Annotated in this window: 16 protein-coding genes; 14 read left to right on the forward strand and 2 right to left on the reverse strand. The window is 39.6% G+C overall.

Annotated elements, in window-relative coordinates; translation table 11 throughout:
• Positions 1–2 precede the first annotated feature (2 nt).
• Complete coding sequence (locus AC3II9_RS12925; protein ID WP_489156027.1) at positions 3–1,619, forward strand: ATP-binding protein; 1,617 nt, start codon at positions 3–5, stop codon at positions 1,617–1,619.
• Positions 1,606–2,301, forward strand: coding sequence for a response regulator (locus AC3II9_RS12930; RefSeq protein ID WP_489156029.1), 696 nt, complete (start codon positions 1,606–1,608; stop codon positions 2,299–2,301). The genes AC3II9_RS12925 and AC3II9_RS12930 overlap by 14 nt, the downstream gene beginning before the upstream one ends.
• Positions 2,302–2,345: 44 nt before the next feature.
• On the opposite strand, the gene hisA is transcribed toward AC3II9_RS12930, so the two are convergent.
• The gene (gene hisA / locus AC3II9_RS12935; protein ID WP_489156031.1) at positions 2,346–3,098 is read right to left on the reverse strand and encodes a phosphoribosylformimino-5-aminoimidazole carboxamide ribotide isomerase; all 753 of its coding nucleotides are present in this window, start codon (positions 3,096–3,098) and stop codon (positions 2,346–2,348) included.
• Between the two features lie 837 nt (positions 3,099–3,935).
• On the opposite strand from hisA, the gene recD2 reads away from it, so the two are divergent.
• Complete coding sequence (gene recD2 / locus AC3II9_RS12940; RefSeq protein ID WP_489156032.1) at positions 3,936–6,392, forward strand: SF1B family DNA helicase RecD2; 2,457 nt, start codon at positions 3,936–3,938, stop codon at positions 6,390–6,392.
• Between the two features lie 365 nt (positions 6,393–6,757).
• Positions 6,758–7,969, forward strand: a complete 1,212-nt coding sequence (locus AC3II9_RS12945; RefSeq protein ID WP_489156034.1) for a NupC/NupG family nucleoside CNT transporter — start codon at positions 6,758–6,760, stop codon at positions 7,967–7,969.
• Between the two features lie 92 nt (positions 7,970–8,061).
• Here AC3II9_RS12945 and AC3II9_RS12950 read toward each other — a convergent pair whose 3' ends face one another.
• The gene (locus AC3II9_RS12950; RefSeq protein WP_489156036.1) at positions 8,062–8,367 is read right to left on the reverse strand and encodes a monooxygenase; all 306 of its coding nucleotides are present in this window, start codon (positions 8,365–8,367) and stop codon (positions 8,062–8,064) included.
• Between the two features lie 442 nt (positions 8,368–8,809).
• Here AC3II9_RS12950 and alaS point away from each other — a divergent pair, with 442 nt between their 5' ends.
• The 10 genes from alaS to udk all read left to right on the forward strand — a co-directional run bounded on the left by alaS (position 8,810) and on the right by udk (position 18,529).
• Positions 8,810–11,467, forward strand: coding sequence for an alanine--tRNA ligase (gene alaS / locus AC3II9_RS12955; protein WP_489156038.1), 2,658 nt, complete (start codon positions 8,810–8,812; stop codon positions 11,465–11,467).
• A 93-nt stretch (positions 11,468–11,560) separates the two neighbouring features.
• Complete coding sequence (locus tag AC3II9_RS12960) at positions 11,561–11,833, forward strand: IreB family regulatory phosphoprotein (RefSeq protein ID WP_391372274.1); 273 nt, start codon at positions 11,561–11,563, stop codon at positions 11,831–11,833.
• Complete coding sequence (ruvX, locus tag AC3II9_RS12965; RefSeq protein ID WP_391372276.1) at positions 11,830–12,246, forward strand: Holliday junction resolvase RuvX; 417 nt, start codon at positions 11,830–11,832, stop codon at positions 12,244–12,246. Before AC3II9_RS12960 ends, ruvX begins: the two co-directional genes overlap by 4 nt.
• Positions 12,247–12,409: 163 nt before the next feature.
• The gene (locus AC3II9_RS12970) at positions 12,410–12,709 is read left to right on the forward strand and encodes a DUF1292 domain-containing protein (protein WP_391372279.1); all 300 of its coding nucleotides are present in this window, start codon (positions 12,410–12,412) and stop codon (positions 12,707–12,709) included.
• A gap of 218 nt (positions 12,710–12,927) precedes the next feature.
• The gene (locus tag AC3II9_RS12975) at positions 12,928–13,449 is read left to right on the forward strand and encodes a DUF1292 domain-containing protein (RefSeq protein WP_489156040.1); all 522 of its coding nucleotides are present in this window, start codon (positions 12,928–12,930) and stop codon (positions 13,447–13,449) included.
• Between the two features lie 134 nt (positions 13,450–13,583).
• Entirely contained in the window at positions 13,584–14,702 is a 1,119-nt protein-coding gene (gene mltG / locus AC3II9_RS12980; RefSeq protein ID WP_489156042.1) for an endolytic transglycosylase MltG, read from the forward strand.
• A 325-nt stretch (positions 14,703–15,027) separates the two neighbouring features.
• Entirely contained in the window at positions 15,028–15,660 is a 633-nt protein-coding gene (locus AC3II9_RS12985; protein ID WP_489156044.1) for an O-methyltransferase, read from the forward strand.
• Between the two features lie 5 nt (positions 15,661–15,665).
• The gene (locus AC3II9_RS12990) at positions 15,666–16,598 is read left to right on the forward strand and encodes a peptidase U32 family protein (protein ID WP_489156046.1); all 933 of its coding nucleotides are present in this window, start codon (positions 15,666–15,668) and stop codon (positions 16,596–16,598) included.
• 15 nt (positions 16,599–16,613) lie between these two features.
• A complete protein-coding gene (locus AC3II9_RS12995) occupies positions 16,614–17,894 on the forward strand; it encodes a peptidase U32 family protein (protein ID WP_489156048.1) in 1,281 nt (426 codons plus the stop codon).
• Complete coding sequence (gene udk, locus AC3II9_RS13000) at positions 17,894–18,529, forward strand: uridine kinase (protein ID WP_489156050.1); 636 nt, start codon at positions 17,894–17,896, stop codon at positions 18,527–18,529. Before AC3II9_RS12995 ends, udk begins: the two co-directional genes overlap by 1 nt.
• Positions 18,530–18,746: the final 217 nt, after the last annotated feature.

Below are 18,746 nucleotides of genomic sequence, written 5' to 3' on the forward strand. Positions count from 1 at the left end.
CGATGCGAAAGCTCACGATGAACGCTAAAATTTTATTAATGACTTTCTTTATTATGATGGTTTCCTTTTTTATGGCAGGGATATTTGTATTAAATAACCTATTAAGTGAACAAGAGGAAGACTATAGTCAGCGTGCGATGCTCATTGCTCGAACGGTGTCGAATATGCCTGAATTGACGAATCAGCTCGTCAATGAGAACAAAGAACAGGCAATGAAAACAATTGATCCGATTGTGGAAGAAATTCGTGTGATTAATAAAGCGCAATATATTGTTGTCATGGATATGAACAGAATAAAATATTCCCATCCATCACCAAATGAAATTGGTCAACGAAGCGAATCAGAAGATTTAAATGCTGCATTTAATGAACACTATTATATATCAAAAGCAAGAGGCGAACTCGGCACAATGATCCGTGCATTCGTACCGATGTTGAACGAAGAAAAAAGACAAGTGGGTGTTGTGGTCGTAGGGTATCCAATGCCAACATTACTACAAATTTTTCAAAATTATTTTTCAGAAATCCTCATTACGGTGTTACTATCGATTATTTTTAGTATGTGGGGCGCTCATTTACTAGGTCGTCATATTAAAAAACAAATGTTTGGCTTGGAGCCAGAAGAAATTTCGCAAATGTATGTAGAAAGACAGGAAACATTCAACGCGATGCATGACGGCATTATTGCAGTCGATAATGAGATGAATATTACGATTTTTAATGAAAAAGCGAGCGAAATTTTAGGGGTAAAGGTGCATTCGAGCAACTATATAGGCAAAAAAATTTACGATGTACTCCCAGATACACGCCTCCCTGAAATTGTGGAAAGTGGCAAGCCTATTTACAACCAAGAAATCTATATTAATAAACATAGTATTTTAAGTACACGTATTCCGATCCAAGTAGCTGAAAAAAATGTAGGAGCAGTAGCCATTTTTAAAGACTTAACAGAAGTAAAACAGTTGGCAGAGGAATTAACAGGGGTAAAAGCATTTGTACAGGCACTTCGCGTACAAACACATGAGCATAAAAATAAGATCCATACGATTACAGGGTTGTTGCAATTAGGGCATATAAAACAGGCAATGGATTATTTAATGGAAGTGAAAGAAAATGAGGAATCATTAACGAAATTTTTGAATGAGCGTTTTCATAATGAAAATATTTCAGGCTTATTGCTTAGTAAAATAGGGCGGGGAAAAGAGCTAGGCATTAAAGTAGAAATTGATGAAGAAAGTTATTTTAAGCGCTTCCCCAAGCATTTAGATTACCATGATTTTGTTGTGTTATTTGGGAACTTAATCGAAAATGCCTTTGATGCGCTAGAAGGTGTATACCGTGAAGAAAAGCATATTGGCATTTCAGTGGACGAGCATGATCACACACTCGCGATATTAGTAAGCGATAATGGCATAGGGATGAGTGAGGAAGTACAAAAGCAAATATTTGAAAATGGTTTTTCCACCAAAGCAAAGGAAAACCGTGGGATTGGCTTGTATTTAATCCGTGAGATTGTGACAAAAGGGAACGGTACCATTGAAGTAACGAGCGAAGAAGGAAAAGGGACGAGCTTCTTACTATTATTTGAGTTAGGGGATGATGTAGTTGGGGATGATTAAAGTATTGCTTGTAGAGGACGATCCGATGGTGCGCGAGGTGAACCGCCAATTTATCGAACGTGTAGAGGGATTTAACATCATCGCGATGGCAGCGAACGGGGTAGAAGGGTTTGAAAAAATTAAACAACTACAGCCTGATTTAGTATTAATGGATATTTTTATGCCTGAACTAAACGGTGTGGATACATTGCGGAAAATTCGAAAGGAAAATATCCCGGTCGATGTGATTTCGGTGACGGCGGCAAATGATATGCCAACAATCCAAAATATTTTGCATCTAGGTGTATACGATTATATTATGAAGCCTTTTACATTTGAGCGAATGGAGCAAACGTTACAAAATTACCGCCAATTTAAACAAAAAGTAGAAAATACACAAGGTATGACACAGCAAGAGCTCGATGCATTGATGAGAAAAGGCAATGCGGCAGAACGAGTAGAAGAATCCCAAACTGTATTCACTGAACTACCTAAAGGATTTAACCGAGCCACATTAGATAAAGTGTTGAATTATATAAAAGAATGCGAGGCAGGTGCCTCCGCAGATGAGGTTGCCGCGGCTATCGGCGTAGCGCGTGTAACGGCTAGACGCTATTTAGATTTTATGGAAAAGCGTAATTTAATTAAAGTCGATGTTCAATACGGTAGTGTCGGTCGTCCGATTAATCAATATTTCGTGTAAACAAAACGAGCAGAGTCACAAAGACGCTGCTCGTTTTATCCGCTTTATTTACAATAATCGACTACTGCATTATAGGCTAAGTCACCGCCAAAAATATCGAGTGCGCTACCGATTGTGACGTGAAGTTTTCCACGCCCGATTTGCTCGAATTTTGTTAAGTCTTCCAGTGAACGGACACCGCCAGCATAAGTGGTTGGGATGGTTGTCCATTGTGCTAAATCTTGTACAAGCTCCTCTTGCATGCCGCTGCGTTTCCCTTCTACATCGACCGCATGAATTAATAGTTCGTCACAGTATTGTTCAATCATACGAATCGATTCCGCATTCACTTCAAAGTCACTGAATTTTGTCCACTTGTCTGTGACAACAAACCATTTATCATCGCGTTTTCGACAACTTAAGTCAATGACCAGTTTATCCTTTCCAACCGTATGCACGAGTTTTTCAAGACGCTCCATATCAAGGCGGCCATCATGAAAAATATACGATGTGACGATGACGTGTGAGGCACCTGCCTGTATATATTGGAGCGCATTATCCGCTGTAATCCCACCGCCAACTTGTAAGCCTCCAGGGTAAGCGTTAAGTGCTTGAAGGGCGGCTTGTTCGTTGCCAGATCCAAGCATAATGACATGCCCGCCTGTTAATCCATCTTTCGCAAACATGTTCGCAAAATAAGATGAATCATGTTCTGATGTGAAGTTTTCGACAACCGCGACATCGGTGTGCCCTAGTGTACTGCCTACGATTTGCTTTACTTTGCCATCATGCAAATCGATACAAGGACGAAATTGCATACTTTCTCACCTCTTTTGCATAATTATTCTTTTTCTATCATAACATTGTTCCTTTGCGAAATGGGTAATAATTGTTGTAAACGGAAAGAATGCTTCAAATTTCAAGGACACATAGCAGCACGTATGATAAAATATGTACTCATAATGAGCAAAAATATATTCTAAAAATGCCAAGTAATTAGTAAGAGATATTAAACTAAGGCGTAATCGTAGCCTCCGCGCTTTGCCACAGCCTACACAGGAGCTAAAACAGGCGCGGCCTGTTTGGATCTCCTGTTACGGCTCCTGTGGCTATGGCGCGCTACGGCAAAAGTCAATGCTTCTCGATGTCCTAGAAAAATATTTCTCTTACTAAAAGAAGTGATTTTCTTCCTATTTGCAAGTGTAATTACTCAACCTCTACCGTAATGAATGAGAATATTTCTTTACTTTTAGCCAGATGTATTGATAAACAAAATATTTCCTTTATAGAAGCATGTTTTTTAGCAAAACGTGATCAAAAATGACTTGCCAGTTGATTGAAGCGGAATCAGCGAGACTCCTACGGGAATCGCAATAAAGGAACGAAGGCTAAAATCGTCACTTCCCGTGACAACGCCTTCGTGACCAACGTCGTGTTGGCCTGAAGACCCCGCAGAAAATTTATTTGCGACGAAAGCGCAGCGACAGGAGCACCGAGGAGGCTGAAGCCATGCCCGTGGAAAGCGAGCCGAATGGAGCGGAAATCAACTTGTTATACGATTCTATTAATAATAAAAGGTAAATCAATACGCTTGATATGTTTATAAATCTACTCATTCTAAATATATAAGAATTTACGAAAAGGAGCGAGGATGGATGGCGCAAAATGTCGATTTGTTTGAAATCAATAAGCTGTTTATTTTAGGCCGTCCGATCGTGTCGATTTTTCATAACCCATCAAATATGTATTCGATTGTGCGTGTGAAAATTCAAGAAACGAATATTGATTTTAAGGAAAAAGAAATGATTGTTGTCGGGTATTTCCCACAACTGACAGAAGATGAAATGTATCGTTTTACAGGTGTGATGAAGTCACATCCAAAATACGGCTTGCAGTTTCAAGTAGAGACATTTCAAAAGGAAGTACCTGCAACAGAAACAGGGATTGTTCATTATTTATCGAGTGATTTATTCCCTGGTATTGGGCGTAAAACAGCAGAGACCATCGTGGAAAAATTAGGTGTTCACGCTTTGCAGAAAATTATGGACGATCCGCAAGCACTGGACGTAGTGCCAAGACTATCTGCAGATAAAAAGTCACAAATTCGCGCGGCTGTCGAACAAAATCTTGGACTTCAGCGTGTCATGATTCAGTTAAATGAATGGGGATTTGGTCCACAGCTCGGTATGAAAATTTATCAAGCTTATCGCGAGGAAACCATTTTACTTCTAACAGAAAATCCGTATCGAGTAATTGAAGATATAGAAGGAGTCGGATTTGGTCGAGCAGATGAGCTCGGGGCAAAGCTTGGTATTACAGGAAATCATCCTGATCGGATTAAAGCCGCTATTTTGCATGTGTTAACGCATGCTGCACTGTCAGAAGGGCATGTCTATTTAGATGCAGAGCATGTATTACCGAAAGTAAAAGAGATGCTTGAGCAAAGCCAACGAGTCGAAATCCCGTATGAAGCGATTTCCAAAGCCTGTATTGAAATGCGGGAAGAAAGTAAAATTTGCGGGGAAGAAACGAGGCTATATCTTCCTTCTTTGTACTTTAGTGAAGTAGGGATTGCCTCTAAAATTCTTGATTTAGTGAAAGAAAATAATAAGCATGCGCACTTTTCAAAAGATGAAATCCGTAAAGCGATTGGCGAAGTAGAAGAACAATACAATGTTACATACGCTCCAACACAAGCACAAGCAATTGAAACAGCGCTTAATTCAGCTGTTATGATTTTAACAGGTGGACCAGGTACAGGAAAAACAACGGTGATCAAAGGGCTTGTAGAAGTATATGCAGAACTTCATGGGTTACCGCTTGATCCAAAATATTATGCACAGAAAGAAGAACCGTTTCCGATTGTATTAGCAGCACCAACAGGACGTGCAGCGAAGCGTTTAGCCGAATCAACAGAACTTCCTGCCATGACAATTCACCGTTTACTCGGGTTTACGGGTCAAGAGGATAAAGATGAAGAAGCTGGTCGTGAGATTACAGGACGTCTCGTCATTATTGATGAGATGTCGATGGTTGATACATGGCTTGCCCATCAACTCATGAAAAGTTTGCCTGAAGATGTACAAGTTGTGTTTGTAGGGGATCAAGATCAATTGCCGCCAGTTGGACCGGGACAAGTATTAAAAGATTTGCTTGCATCGAAGCAACTGCCCATTGTGGAATTGACTGATGTGTATCGTCAAGCAGATGGGTCTACCATTATCGAAATTGCCCATCAAATTAAAAAAGGGATTGTACCAGATACATTAACAACAAAAACAAGCGATCGCTCCTTCATTCAAGCAGGGGCTGACCAAGTCGCAAGCGTTGTCACACAAATTGTGAAAAGTGCCGTTAGTAAAGGGCAAACGATTCGGGATGTGCAAGTATTAGCACCGATGTATAAAGGGCCTGCTGGGATTGATGCGTTAAATAAGCAAATCCAAGAGCTTGTCAATCCGAATGACGGTACGCGGAAGGAACTCGTCTTTGGGGATACCGTGTATCGAATCGGGGATAAAGTATTGCAGCTTGTCAATCAACCTGAAAGCAATGTGTTTAACGGTGATATGGGGGAAGTCATTTCAATTATTAAAGCGAAAGAGACGATTGAGAAGCAAGATTTACTCGTCGTCGATTTTGACGGAATTGAAGTAACGTATCAGCGAGCAGATTTAAATCAAATTACATTAGCGTATTGTTGCTCCATTCATAAGTCACAAGGATCTGAATTTCAGACAGTCATTATGCCTGTTGTGCGTGGTTACTCAAAAATGTTACGACGCAATTTACTATATACAGGCATTACGCGGGCAAAAAGCTTTCTCATTTTATGTGGGGAGCCAGATGTGTTAGCCAATGGTTTAGCTCGAACGGATGATTTAACGCGTTTGACAAGCTTAAAGGCACGTCTTAACCCTATGCCGACGGAGGAAGTGGAGGCTGTAGTAGAGGAAAACGTAGAGAAAGTAACTGAAACGCAGCCGGTGAAAGAAGTACAAAATACACTACAATTGCAGCAAGTATTAAATGTCGAAACCGCACCATATATTCATCCGATGATTGGCATGGATGGTGTGTCGCCATATGATTTTATGGATGAAAATAGTTAGGTAGTGGAGCGAAAAATTGTCTAGCTAAATATTGTTTTATTTGATCATTCGCAATAGCATGTTTTGGATTCGTTATTTTTAATCTCTTTAAATATACAGAAAAACAATTATGACTACTTGTCGTAATTGTTTTTTTCTTTTTTAGGCGAGAATATGTTAATCGGTGTTGTGGAATGACTAAGTGACGTGTGTGAACAAGCTTTTTTCTTAAATTAATTAACAGCATGAATATTCACTTTTGATACAAATTTTAGAATTCATTGTTATTTTACATCATTTTTTTGATTTGATAACATGAGTTGTAGGTCGTATGTTGTCGTATGTCAATATATTCAAAAAACAGTTTATTAAGAGAAGGTGGAACTATGAATATCATCTGGGGAATTGCAGGGATTCTCATTATTTTTGGAATCGCTTTCGCATTATCGAGTGATCGCCGATCCGTTAAGTGGCGTACAATTGTAGCGGGTTTAGCCATTCAAGTAACATTTGCATTCATCGTATTGAAATGGGAAACTGGTCGCCAAGCGCTCTTGTGGTTATCTGACGCTGTTCAAAAATTAGTGAGTTATGCCTTTGAAGGCGTCAATTTTGTATTTGGCAGTTTAGCTGATGTAGAGGCATTTGGATTTATTTTTGCGGTCAATGTACTAACCATTATTATTTTCTTTTCGTCCTTAATTTCAGTGCTTTATTACTTAGGTATTATGCAAATTATGATCAAATTAATTGGTGGTGGTTTATCCAAGCTATTAGGAACGAGTAAGACGGAATCTGTCAATGCGGCAGCTAATATTTTTGTTGGGCAAACAGAGGCACCGCTTGTTATTCGACCATTTTTAGGAAGAATGACGAAATCGGAGTTATTTGCCGTTATGACAGGTGGACTAGCATCGGTATCTGGCTCCGTGTTAGTTGGTTATTCTTTATTAGGTGTACCACTTGAATATTTATTAGCGGCGTCATTCATGGCAGCGCCAGCAGGCTTAATATTAGCAAAATTAATGTTACCTGAAACAGAGGAAGTGGATCATACTGATTTTAAACTAGAGCGTGATGATGAGTCAGCAAACGTCGTGGATGCCGCTGCAAAAGGTGCAGGTGACGGATTAAAGTTAGCTGTTAATGTTGGGGCCATGCTACTTGCATTTATTGCTTTAATTGCATTATTAAACGGTATTTTATCAGGTATCGGTGGTATATTTGGTTTAGAAAACTTAACGCTTGAAAATATTTTAGGGTATGTTTTTGCACCGCTTGCTTTTGCAATCGGTGTGCCTTGGGAAGAGGCTGTAAAGGCCGGTTCATTCATAGGCCAGAAATTAGTATTAAATGAGTTTGTCGCTTATTCAAACTTCGCACCTGTCATTGATACATTGTCTGCAAAAACAGCCATGATTGTGAGCTTTGCACTTTGTGGTTTCGCAAACTTAAGCTCCATGGCCATTTTAATTGGTGGTCTCGGCCAAATGGCACCAGAACGTCGATCAACAATTGCCAAACTAGCATTAAAAGCTGTCATCGCAGGTACACTTGCTTCCTTACTATCTGCTTCGATTGCTGGTATGTTTGTTTAATTCGCAACGGGACAAGCGGTGCTGATTTAGTTAGGTAGTAGATAAGATTGAAAAGAGTCTTGCTTTCGTTTATAGCAAGACTCTTTTCGTTGTTATTTAATGGGACCGTTGTTAATAGTAGATAATACATCATTCACTGCAAAAATTTTACCGCGAATATCCGTAATACCGAAACTTGTTAAGCGTGCGGAATGCATCGTTAAATACTTTTCTGCACTTTCCTTTGTTTCAAATAAATAAACGCCACCCGCTTCTTTTGCTTCGGCATCTTCTGTCCAAATCTTCCAAATAACCCCTTCTTCCTCATTAATACTACGTGCTAAATCTTGAAAGGCTTGGGACATTTCTTCACCAAAAGGTCCGTCCATTTTAAAATCCACCTGTAATAAATAAGCCATACTAACACTCCTTTAGCCAAATTATTGATAGTATAACAGAAGTCAGCTATTTTATAATATTAGTGTATATTTTTTTCCCTCTTTCATTGACACTATAAGTCCCATTTTATATAATCAAGAGCAGAATAATAATCAACACATTGATGGAAAAAGTACGTTGATGACACGTGTTTGAGAGAGAGGTTTCTTAGGCTGCAAAAACCTCCACAAGTCGCAACCGAAAGCTACTCCAGAGTGCAGCTAATTCCTGCCGTTCACTTACGTTACAAGTGCTAGAGATGCAAGGCGTTTGTCGTTTTGTGAACTAGGGTGGTACCACGTAGATATAATCATCTCCGTCCCTTATTTGGGGGCGGGGATTTTTTTTATTTGCGGATCGGAAAAATGTCATGGATATGCCTATCAAATCATCATATGTAGAAATTCAAGGAGGAAACAAACAATGAAAGCTTCAGAAATTCGTCGTCTGTATTTAGAATTCTTTAAAGAAAAAAATCATCATCATGAACCATCAGCACCACTTGTGCCAATTAATGACCCATCATTATTATGGATTAACTCAGGGGTTGCAACATTAAAACCATATTTCGATGGTCGTATCATTCCAGATAATCCACGTATTACAAATGCACAAAAATCTATTCGTACAAACGATATTGAAAACGTTGGTAAAACAGCGCGTCACCATACATTCTTTGAAATGTTAGGGAACTTCTCAATCGGTGACTACTTTAAAAAAGAATCGATTCATTTTGCATGGGAATTTTTAACGGATAAAAAATGGATGGGCTTTGATCCAGAAAAATTATCGATTACATTACACCCAGAAGATCAAGAAGCGTACGATGTATGGCATAACGAAATCGGAATTCCAGAGGAGCGTTTAATTCGTTTAGAGGGGAACTTCTGGGATATCGGGGAAGGTCCATCTGGTCCAAACTCAGAAATTTTCTATGACCGTGGGGAAGAATACGGTGTAGGTACACCAGAAGAAGAAATGTACACAGGTGGTGAGAACGAGCGTTACCTGGAAATTTGGAACTTAGTATTTTCACAGTTCAACCATAACCCAGATGGCACATATACACCACTACCAAAGCAAAACATTGATACAGGGATGGGCTTAGAGCGTATCGTTTCTGTTGTACAAAACGTACCAACAAACTTCGATACAGATCTTTTCATGCCAATTATTGAAAAAACAGAAGAATTTGCAAATCGCAAATACAAACGTCCAAATGAAGTGAACTTATCTGAAATTTTTGGTTCAACAGAAGATATTAACACACCATTTAAAGTGATTGCAGACCACATTCGTACAGTGGCATTTGCTATCGGTGACGGTGCACTTCCATCAAACGAAGGGCGCGGCTACGTATTACGTCGTTTACTTCGTCGTGCAGTACGCTATGCAAAACAAATCGGCATCGAAAAGCCATTTATGTTTGAATTAGTGCCAACTGTTGGTGAAATTATGCAAGACTTCTACCCAGAAGTAACGGAAAAGTGTGCGTTCATTCAGCGTGTGATTAAAAATGAAGAAGTACGCTTCCACGAAACACTTGATGGTGGTCTAGCTATTTTCAATGAAGTAGTAGACAGCCAAAAAGCAAAAGGTGAAACAGTGATTCCAGGCGCGGATGCATTCCGTTTATACGATACGTACGGTTTCCCAATCGAGTTAACAGAAGAATACGCAGAAGAAGTAGGCATGACAGTTGATCATGAAGGCTTTGAAGTAGCAATGGAAGCACAACGTGAACGTGCTCGTAATGCACGTGCAGATGTTGATTCAATGCAAGTTCAAAGTGAAGTGCTTGCGAACTTAAAACAAGAATCAACTTACATTTATGATGCAATGGAAGCACGCGGTACAATCGCGGCAATCGTTGTAGCTGGTCAAGAAACGAACACAGCATCTGAAGGTGACGAAGCATTAGTCATTTTATCAAACACACCATTCTATGCGGAGATGGGTGGTCAAATCGCGGATACAGGTGTCATCGAGGCGGATGGCTTTAAAGCAATCGTTAAAGATGTACAAAAAGCACCAAATGGTCAACCTCTTCACACAGTTGTAGTGGAATCTGGTGAAATGCACGTTGGTGACGAGATGACAGCATCTGTTGATCGTGAAAAACGTACATTAATCCTGAAAAACCATACAGCAACTCACCTGATGCACCGTGCATTAAAAGATGTACTAGGTGACCATGTTGCACAAGCGGGTTCATATGTAGGTCCAGACCGTTTACGTTTCGACTTCTCTCACTTCGGTCCAGCGACAAAAGAGGAGCTGGCACAAGTAGAGCGTGCGGTAAACGAAAAAATTTGGGAAGATATCGAAGTAGTCATTCGTGAAATGCCAATCGACGAAGCGAAAGCGATGGGCGCAATGGCGCTATTCGGTGAGAAATATGGCGATGTTGTACGTGTCGTAGCAGTATCGGATTACTCAATTGAGCTTTGCGGTGGTTTACACGTAGCTCGCTCATCTGAAATTGGCTTCTTTAAAATTGTATCTGAAGGTGGTATTGGCGCAGGTACTCGCCGTATCGAAGCGGTTACAGGTAAAGCAGCTTACTTCGCTGTCAAAGAAGAAGAAGCAATTCTTGCTGAAGCGGCAAGCCTATTAAAAGCAAACCCTAAAGATGTAGCGACTCGTGTAGCTAGCTTACAGGCGGACTATAAAGAATTACAACGTGAAAATGAATCCCTGTCACAAAAAATTGCGAATGCACAAGCGGGTGCAGTGCTAGATGCAGCACAAAAAATTGGTGATGTCACAGTACTTGCGACAAAAGTAGACGCAAAAGACAACAACCAACTTCGTCAAATGATGGACGATTTAAAAGAAAAAATGGAAAAAGCGGTCATTGTATTAGGTGCTGCTGCAGATGATAAAGTAATGCTTTGCGCAGGTGTAACGAAAGATATCGTCGGTGGTGATTACCATGCAGGGAATATCGTGAAATCAGTAGCAGAACAATGTGGCGGTAAAGGTGGCGGTCGTCCCGATATGGCGATGGCTGGTGCAAAAGAAGCGTCAAAACTTGAAGAAGCATTAAATTCTGTGTATGATTACGTTAAATCCATTTAATTAAGGGAAAAGTTCGGTTATAATGAGAATAAGTGGAGATGGATGTATGCATGTATGTCCATCTCCTTATTTCTGAAAGCGAGGTGCGGATTCTTGAGTTCTTTTGATCAAACAATGAAATTTAATTTTCCAGAAGAATCAATGGAAGAAGAAGTAAAACAAGTTATGTTAAAGGTGTATTCGGCACTAGAGGAAAAAGGGTATAATCCAACCAATCAAATCGTCGGTTATTTATTATCTGGTGATCCGGCATACATCCCTCGCCACCAGGACGCACGTAATTTAATTCGCAAGCTCGAGCGTGATGAGATTCTTGAAGAGCTCGTAAAATTTTATATTAAGAAGAATACCGAGGCGAACAAATGAGAATTATGGGATTAGACGTTGGCACGAAAACTGTCGGCGTTGCAATTAGCGATGCGCTTGGCTGGACAGCTCAAGGAATCGAAACTGTGAAAATTGATGAAGAAGCAAGCGAATTTGGCATTGAACGCATTAAAGCGCTTGTAAAGGAGTATGCTGTAACAGAGTTTGTTGTCGGCTATCCGAAAAACATGAATAACACAGTGGGCCCGCGCGGTGAAGCTTCTGAAAACTATAAAAAGCTTTTAGAGGAAACGTTTGGGCTACCAGTAAAGCTTTGGGACGAGCGTTTAACAACAATGGCTGCAGAACGTATGCTAATTGAAGCAGATGTTAGTCGTAAAAAGCGCAAACAAGTCATTGATAAAATGGCTGCTGTCATGATCCTCCAAGGATATCTTGATAGTAAAAACTAAATTGATTGAGCCTGCTCAATCAATTTAGTTTTATGCCCTGAAAACGAAGTGGCAGGGGCAAAATGTGTTTTCTGCCCCGAAAGTGAAGCGTCAGGGGCAAAAATTTTCTGTGCCGAAAGCGAAGCGATAGGCACCAAAACTAATATGAAAGAGGTTTTACTGTATGACACAACAACCTGAAGAACGTTATTTAACAGTAGTAGATGAAAATGGCGAGGAGCAATTATGTGAGATTTTAGACACAGTTTATTCTGAGCGCTTTGATAAAAACTACGTATTATACTCATTAGTAGGTTCTGAAGACGAAGATGGCTTTGTTGAAATCCATGCGTATGCATTTGTACCATCTGAAAATGGTGAAGATGGGGAATTACTACCGATTGAAACAGATGAAGAATGGGAGTTCGTCGAAGATTTCTTAGCGCAACGTGAAGATGAGTTAGGCGAAGAAGACGCAGAATAATAAGATGTAGGGGGAGAGGGGCACTCTCCTCCTTATTTTTTCAAAAGATAAGAAAGTATAAATTTTTCTAGTTTAAAGAGTGTCTAGCGCAAGCGGACCAGCCCCTCGTGACGTTTCGAAAGTCTCTTCGTGTGGCAAGCACACTGTGAGCCTTTCTCCAACGCATGTCGGGGCTAGAGAGGGCGCTTGCGCTTTTCTTATTTAAGGAGGTTTTTTGTATGGATGAACAAATTTTTATTTTAACAAATGACGCAGGTGAAGAGCAGCGCTGTCGTGTCGTATTTAACTTTGAAACGGATGAGCATTCCTATGTGCTATTTACATTAATTAATGAAAATGGTGAAAGTACTTCAGATATAACAGCACTACGTTACGAATTAGATGAAAATGGCGAGATGGCTAGTTTCGAGGATTTAGAAACGGAAGAAGAATGGGCGATGGTAGAGGAAGTATTAAATACACTTGTCGCTGAGTTTGACCAAGACCAATTAAACTTCTTCACAGTAGCTGGTGAAGACGGAGAAGATATTGTATGCCAAGTCCTTCATCGCTTTGAAGCAAACGGCAAAAACTATTTATTTTATGGATTAGCAGATGATGAAGAAAAAACAGAAATTTTCGCCTCGGCTTACGAAGCAGATGAAAACGGTATGATTATCGATCTTGTACCAATTGAAACAGAAGAAGAATGGGCAATGGTAGAAGAAATTCTTACTTCTTTAACGGATAAAGAACAATAAATTGTATAGTTTGATTATACTAAAAAGCGTAGCTCAGCAGTTTGGAGCTACGCTTTTTTATATGAACTTATGTTTTATTTGTCTCTCTACTAAAAATCTTGTATCATATTGAAAGGGAAAAAGGGGGGGAACCCGTGGATAATGAAGCAAAAAAACAAGAAATGCTTGAAAAAATGAGAGAGCGCAAAAGCGAGGTTAAAATCGTGCGTAAAATTGTATCAATTGTAGCACTTATCTTTTTATTAATTGTAGCGATTGGCGGCTTTGCGGCTTATAGCTATATTACATCAGCGCTTAAACCACTTGATCCAGAATCAACAGAAGAAATTGCCGTTGAAATTCCAATGGGGTCAGGGGTCACATCCATATCCGAAGTTTTAGAGAAAAATGGCATTATTAAAGATGCACGTATTTTTAAATACTATGCAAAGTTTAAAAATGAATCACAATTTCAAGCTGGTAACTATCAAATGACAAAGGCGATGACACTAGATGAAATTATCGAAAGCTTAAAAACAGGAAAGGTTTATCGTGAGCCGCTTTTTGCTATTACGATACCTGAAGGGTTAAACCTGGAGCAAATAGCTAGTGTGATTGAGAAAAAAACAGATTTTACAGCAGAAGAATTTATGACAAAAGTAACAGATAAAGCCTTTATTGAAATGATGATGGCGGAGTATCCGAATTTATTAACAACAGATATTTTAGGTGAAAATGTGCGTTATCCACTGGAAGGGTATTTATATCCAGCGACATATCCTTTCTATGAGGAAAAACCAACACTCGAATCCATTATTGAAACGATGATTGCTGCCATGGATACGATGGTGATGAATTATAAAGCGGGCTTTGAGGGACTTGGCATGTCTGTGCATGAGTTTGTGACATTTGCTTCTTTACTCGAGGAAGAGGCGACAGCTCAAACAGACCGTGAAACGATTGCGAGTGTATTTTACAATCGTTTAGACATTGATATGCCTCTGCAAACAGACCCAACTGTTTTATATGCTTTAGGGGAGCATAAAGATCGTGTGTTATATGCAGATTTAGAAGTAGAAGATCCGTACAATACGTACAAGCATAAAGGTTTAACGCCAGGACCAATTTCTTCACCAGGAAAAATATCGCTAGAAGCAGCGATTAGTCCAAGTGATACACAATACTTATATTTCCTTGCAGATAAAGAAGGGAATAACCATTTTGCGAAAACGTATGAAGAACATTTAAGCAATGTAGCGAAATATATTCAATAGTACTAATGTATAAATAGAAGGAGTCGAGTAAAGATTATTCGCATTCCTTCTATTTTCGTGCTATTATTAGTAATGATTTTTTTTAGATATCTAGGCATTCGTTGATAGCTGTATGTCGTTGCGGCTACTTCGAATGCACTTTTCTTGTTAAAACTACTGTATCGATTGTCTTGAAGCAATGGAGCAGGGTAGTCTTGATTTCTTCGCACAATGTGAACCTATCACCAGAAAAGGTCCTTTCATTGGTCCTTCTTTTTGTATGCCTACCTCTCTCATCTTCAGCAATCCCTACAAACTGTCAAAGTGAATGGTAAGGAGTTTTTGGATGGAATTATCAGATGCTTATATTCATTCCTTCATTCAACCACGTAATGCACTACTGCTCGAAATGGAGCAGTTTGCAGCAGCTAATCATGTACCGATTATGCAACTTTCCGGTATTGAAGCGTTAAATCAATTATTGCGTATTCAACAACCAAAGACGATATTAGAAATTGGTACAGCGATTGGTTATTCAGCGATTCGGATGGCACAAGCTTTGCCAGATGTGCAAATCGTAACGATCGAACGTGATGGGGCACGTGTAGCGCATGCCCGTGAATTTATTGCTCGTTCTGAAGCAGCTGAGCGTATTACGGTGATTGAGGGGGATGCGTTAGAAGTAGATGTTGAACAAGTTCAGTCTACGTATGACGCGGTTTTTATTGATGCAGCAAAAGGGCAATACCAAAAGTTTTTTGAGAAATATGCACCGCTTGTACCATCGGGCGGGGTATTATACATTGACAATATGTATATGCACGGTTTATCTGATTTAGATATAAAAGAAGTGCCGAGAAGAAAAAGAACAATGATTCGCAATTTAAAGACGTTTACCGATTGGATTATGCAGCATCCTGATTACACGAGCGCATTTTTCCCAATTGGTGACGGCTTGCTAATTTGTTTGAAGAGGTGACAACAGTGAAAAAACCTGAATTATTAGTAACACCGCAATCTGTTGAGCATATCCAAGACTTACTAAAAGCTGGAGCAGATGCGTTTGTAATTGGTGAACAACAATTTGGCTTACGTTTAGCTGGAGACTTTACCGTAGCCCAAGTAGAAGAAGCGACAAAACTTGTGCACGAAGCTGGAAAGAAAGTGTACGTAGCCGTGAATGCTTTATTCCATAATGACCGTTTAGAGGCGTTAGATAGCTATTTAAAAGAAATGCAACGTATCGGCGTTGATGCATTATTATTTGGTGATCCGGCTGTTGTTATGGCAGTACGTGAGTTAGGCATTACGATTCCGCTTCACTGGAATCCAGAAACGATTGCAACAAACTGGTTCCAAGTAAATTATTGGGCGGAGCGTGGCGCAACACGTGCGGTACTTGCACGTGAATTGTCATTTGAAGAAGTAACCGAAATTAAAGAAAATGCCAAGGCGGAAATCGAAGTACAAGTACACGGCATGACTTGTATGTTCCAATCAAAGCGTTCACTTTTAGGGAACTATTTCTTATATCGTGATCAAGCGATGGAAATCGAAAATCGCAAAGAAAATAAAAACATGTTCTTACATGATAAAGAGCGTAAAAACAAATACCCGATTTACGAAGATTTGAACGGTACGCATATTTTTTCACCAAATGATATGTGTATCATTGATGAGTTAGGCGAATTATTTGAAGCAGGCATCGATTCTTTAAAATTCGATGGCGTATTGCAGTCGTATGACTACATTGTTAAAGTAACAAGCTTATATCGTCAAGCGATTGATGCGTATTTCGATCAAGGCGAAGAAGCGTATGAAGATATAAAAGATGATTTATTAGCCCAAATTGAAGAAATTCAACCAGCATTACGCCCGCTTGATACTGGCTTTATCTTCAAGGAAACAGTGTACTAGAAAGGAGCGGCGAATATGTTACAGTTAATTCAAAACGAAAAAATTCGTGAAACAATTGATGGCAAGACAGTCATTACAAAAAAGCCTGAGCTTTTAGCGCCTGCTGGAAGCCTTGAAAAATTAAAAGTAGCCGTTCATTACGGTGCTGACGCTGTATTTATTGGTGGTCAGGAATTCGGCTTACGCTCGAATGCGGATAACTTCACAATCGAAGAGATGGCTGAAGGTGTAGAGTTTGCGAAAAAATATGGTGCGGTCGTATACGTGACAACAAATATTTTCGCGCATAACGAAAACATGGAAGGTCTGGAAGAGTACCTACAAGCAATTGAAGGGGCAGGTGTGACGGGCATTATCGTAGCAGACCCGTTAATTATCGAAACATGCCGTCGTGTTGCACCAAAGCTTGAAATCCATCTTTCAACACAGCAATCGCTTTCAAACTGGAAGGCTGTGAAGTATTGGAAGGATGAAGGTCTACACCGTGTTGTACTCGCACGTGAAGTCGGTGCAGAAGAAATGCGCAAAATGAAAGAGGAAGTCGATATTGAAATCGAGGCATTCGTACATGGTGCGATGTGTATCGCTTACTCTGGCCGTTGTGTATTATCCAACCATATGACAGCCCGTGACTCAAACCGTGGTGGTTGCTGTCAGTCTTGCCGCTGGGACTATGATTTATATGAAAATAAAGACGGTGAGGAAGTAGCGTTATTTAATGAAGGCGACGCACCGTTTGCCATGAGTCCAAAAGATTTAAAATTAATTGAATCGATTCCACATATGATCGAGCTGGGCATTGATTCGTTAAAAGTGGAAGGGCGTATGAAATCCATTCACTACGTAGCAACAGTTATTTCTGTTTATCGTAAAGTGATTGATGCATACTGTGCAGACCCTGAAAACTTCCAAATTAAAAAAGAGTGGTTAGAAGAATTATCGCGCTGTGCCATCCGTGCAACAGCTTCGGCATTCTTTGAGTCTGAGCCAAGTTATAAGCAGCAAATGTTCGGCTTCCATGCATCAAAACCAAAATGGGATTTTGCAGGACTTGTGCTTGATTATGATGCGGAAACACAGATGGTAACAATGGAACAACGTAACTACTTTAAGCCGGGCGATACAGTGGAGTTCTTTGGTCCAGATATCGAAACATTCCAAATGACAGTAGGCCAACTTTGGGATGAAGAAGGCAATGAGTTAGATGTGGCGCGTCATCCACTACAAATTTTAAAATTTAAAGTAGATCGACCGCTTTCGAAATTTAACATGATGCGTAAGGAGAACAAAAAGTAATGAGTAAGCGTCCAGTAGTCATTGGCATTGCCGGTGGATCATGTTCAGGAAAGACAAGTGTGACGCGTGCCATTTATGAAGTGTTCCGCGATCATTCCGTTGTCGTGATTGAGCAAGACTATTACTATAAAGATCAAAGTCATATGACATTTGAAGAACGTTTAAATACAAATTACGATCATCCATTAGCGTTCGATACCGATTTATTAATTGAGCATATTCATACGCTATTAAATCGTCAACCAATCGAAAAGCCGGTATATGATTATGTGCAGCATACACGCTCTACAGATGTGATTAATGTTGAACCGAAAGACGTGATCATTATAGAAGGAATTTTAGTATTAGAGGATGAGCGCCTTCGGGAATTGATGGATATTAAACTATTTGTAGATACGGATTCCGATTTGCGTATAATTCGTCGGATTGAGCGGGATATTAAAGAGCGAGGACGTACAGCAGATTCCGTCATTGAGCAATATTTAACAGCCGTTCGTCCAATGCATAATATGTTTATTGAACCCACAAAGCGTTATGCAGATGTCATTATCCCTGAAGGTGGAGATAATGGTGTAGCGATCGATTTAATGGTTACAAAAATTAAAACAATTCTTGAAACTGATTCGAATGTATAATATGATGGATTGGTATTGACATTATTTTTCATTTCATTATATTTGTATAAAGACAAAGTAATGATTCATAAACATACACATAAAATTCGATTACAAGCATGAAACATAACGCATGTCTTTTTGGACGTGCGTTATCATATACATAGCTAGTAGTCGGGTTTTATGCTTATGTAGACGACTATTTTAAAAAGAAAACGATTGCATTTTAAAATTTAAG

This window comes from Lysinibacillus sp. RU7 (assembly GCF_057837305.1).

Bases quoted from the DNA above. Each gene is read 5' to 3' on its own strand.
- AC3II9_RS12925 (WP_489156027.1), top strand. From the start codon at position 3: ATGCGAAAGCTCACGATGAACGCTAAAATTTTATTAATGACTTTCTTT.
- hisA (WP_489156031.1), bottom strand. From the start codon at position 3,098: ATGCAATTTCGTCCTTGTATCGATTTGCATGATGGCAAAGTAAAGCAA.
- recD2 (WP_489156032.1), top strand. From the start codon at position 3,936: ATGGCGCAAAATGTCGATTTGTTTGAAATCAATAAGCTGTTTATTTTA.
- AC3II9_RS12945 (WP_489156034.1), top strand. From the start codon at position 6,758: ATGAATATCATCTGGGGAATTGCAGGGATTCTCATTATTTTTGGAATC.
- AC3II9_RS12950 (WP_489156036.1), bottom strand. From the start codon at position 8,367: ATGGCTTATTTATTACAGGTGGATTTTAAAATGGACGGACCTTTTGGT.
- alaS (WP_489156038.1), top strand. From the start codon at position 8,810: ATGAAAGCTTCAGAAATTCGTCGTCTGTATTTAGAATTCTTTAAAGAA.
- ruvX (WP_391372276.1), top strand. From the start codon at position 11,830: ATGAGAATTATGGGATTAGACGTTGGCACGAAAACTGTCGGCGTTGCA.
- AC3II9_RS12970 (WP_391372279.1), top strand. From the start codon at position 12,410: ATGACACAACAACCTGAAGAACGTTATTTAACAGTAGTAGATGAAAAT.
- AC3II9_RS12975 (WP_489156040.1), top strand. From the start codon at position 12,928: ATGGATGAACAAATTTTTATTTTAACAAATGACGCAGGTGAAGAGCAG.
- AC3II9_RS12985 (WP_489156044.1), top strand. From the start codon at position 15,028: ATGGAATTATCAGATGCTTATATTCATTCCTTCATTCAACCACGTAAT.
- AC3II9_RS12995 (WP_489156048.1), top strand. From the start codon at position 16,614: ATGTTACAGTTAATTCAAAACGAAAAAATTCGTGAAACAATTGATGGC.
- udk (WP_489156050.1), top strand. From the start codon at position 17,894: ATGAGTAAGCGTCCAGTAGTCATTGGCATTGCCGGTGGATCATGTTCA.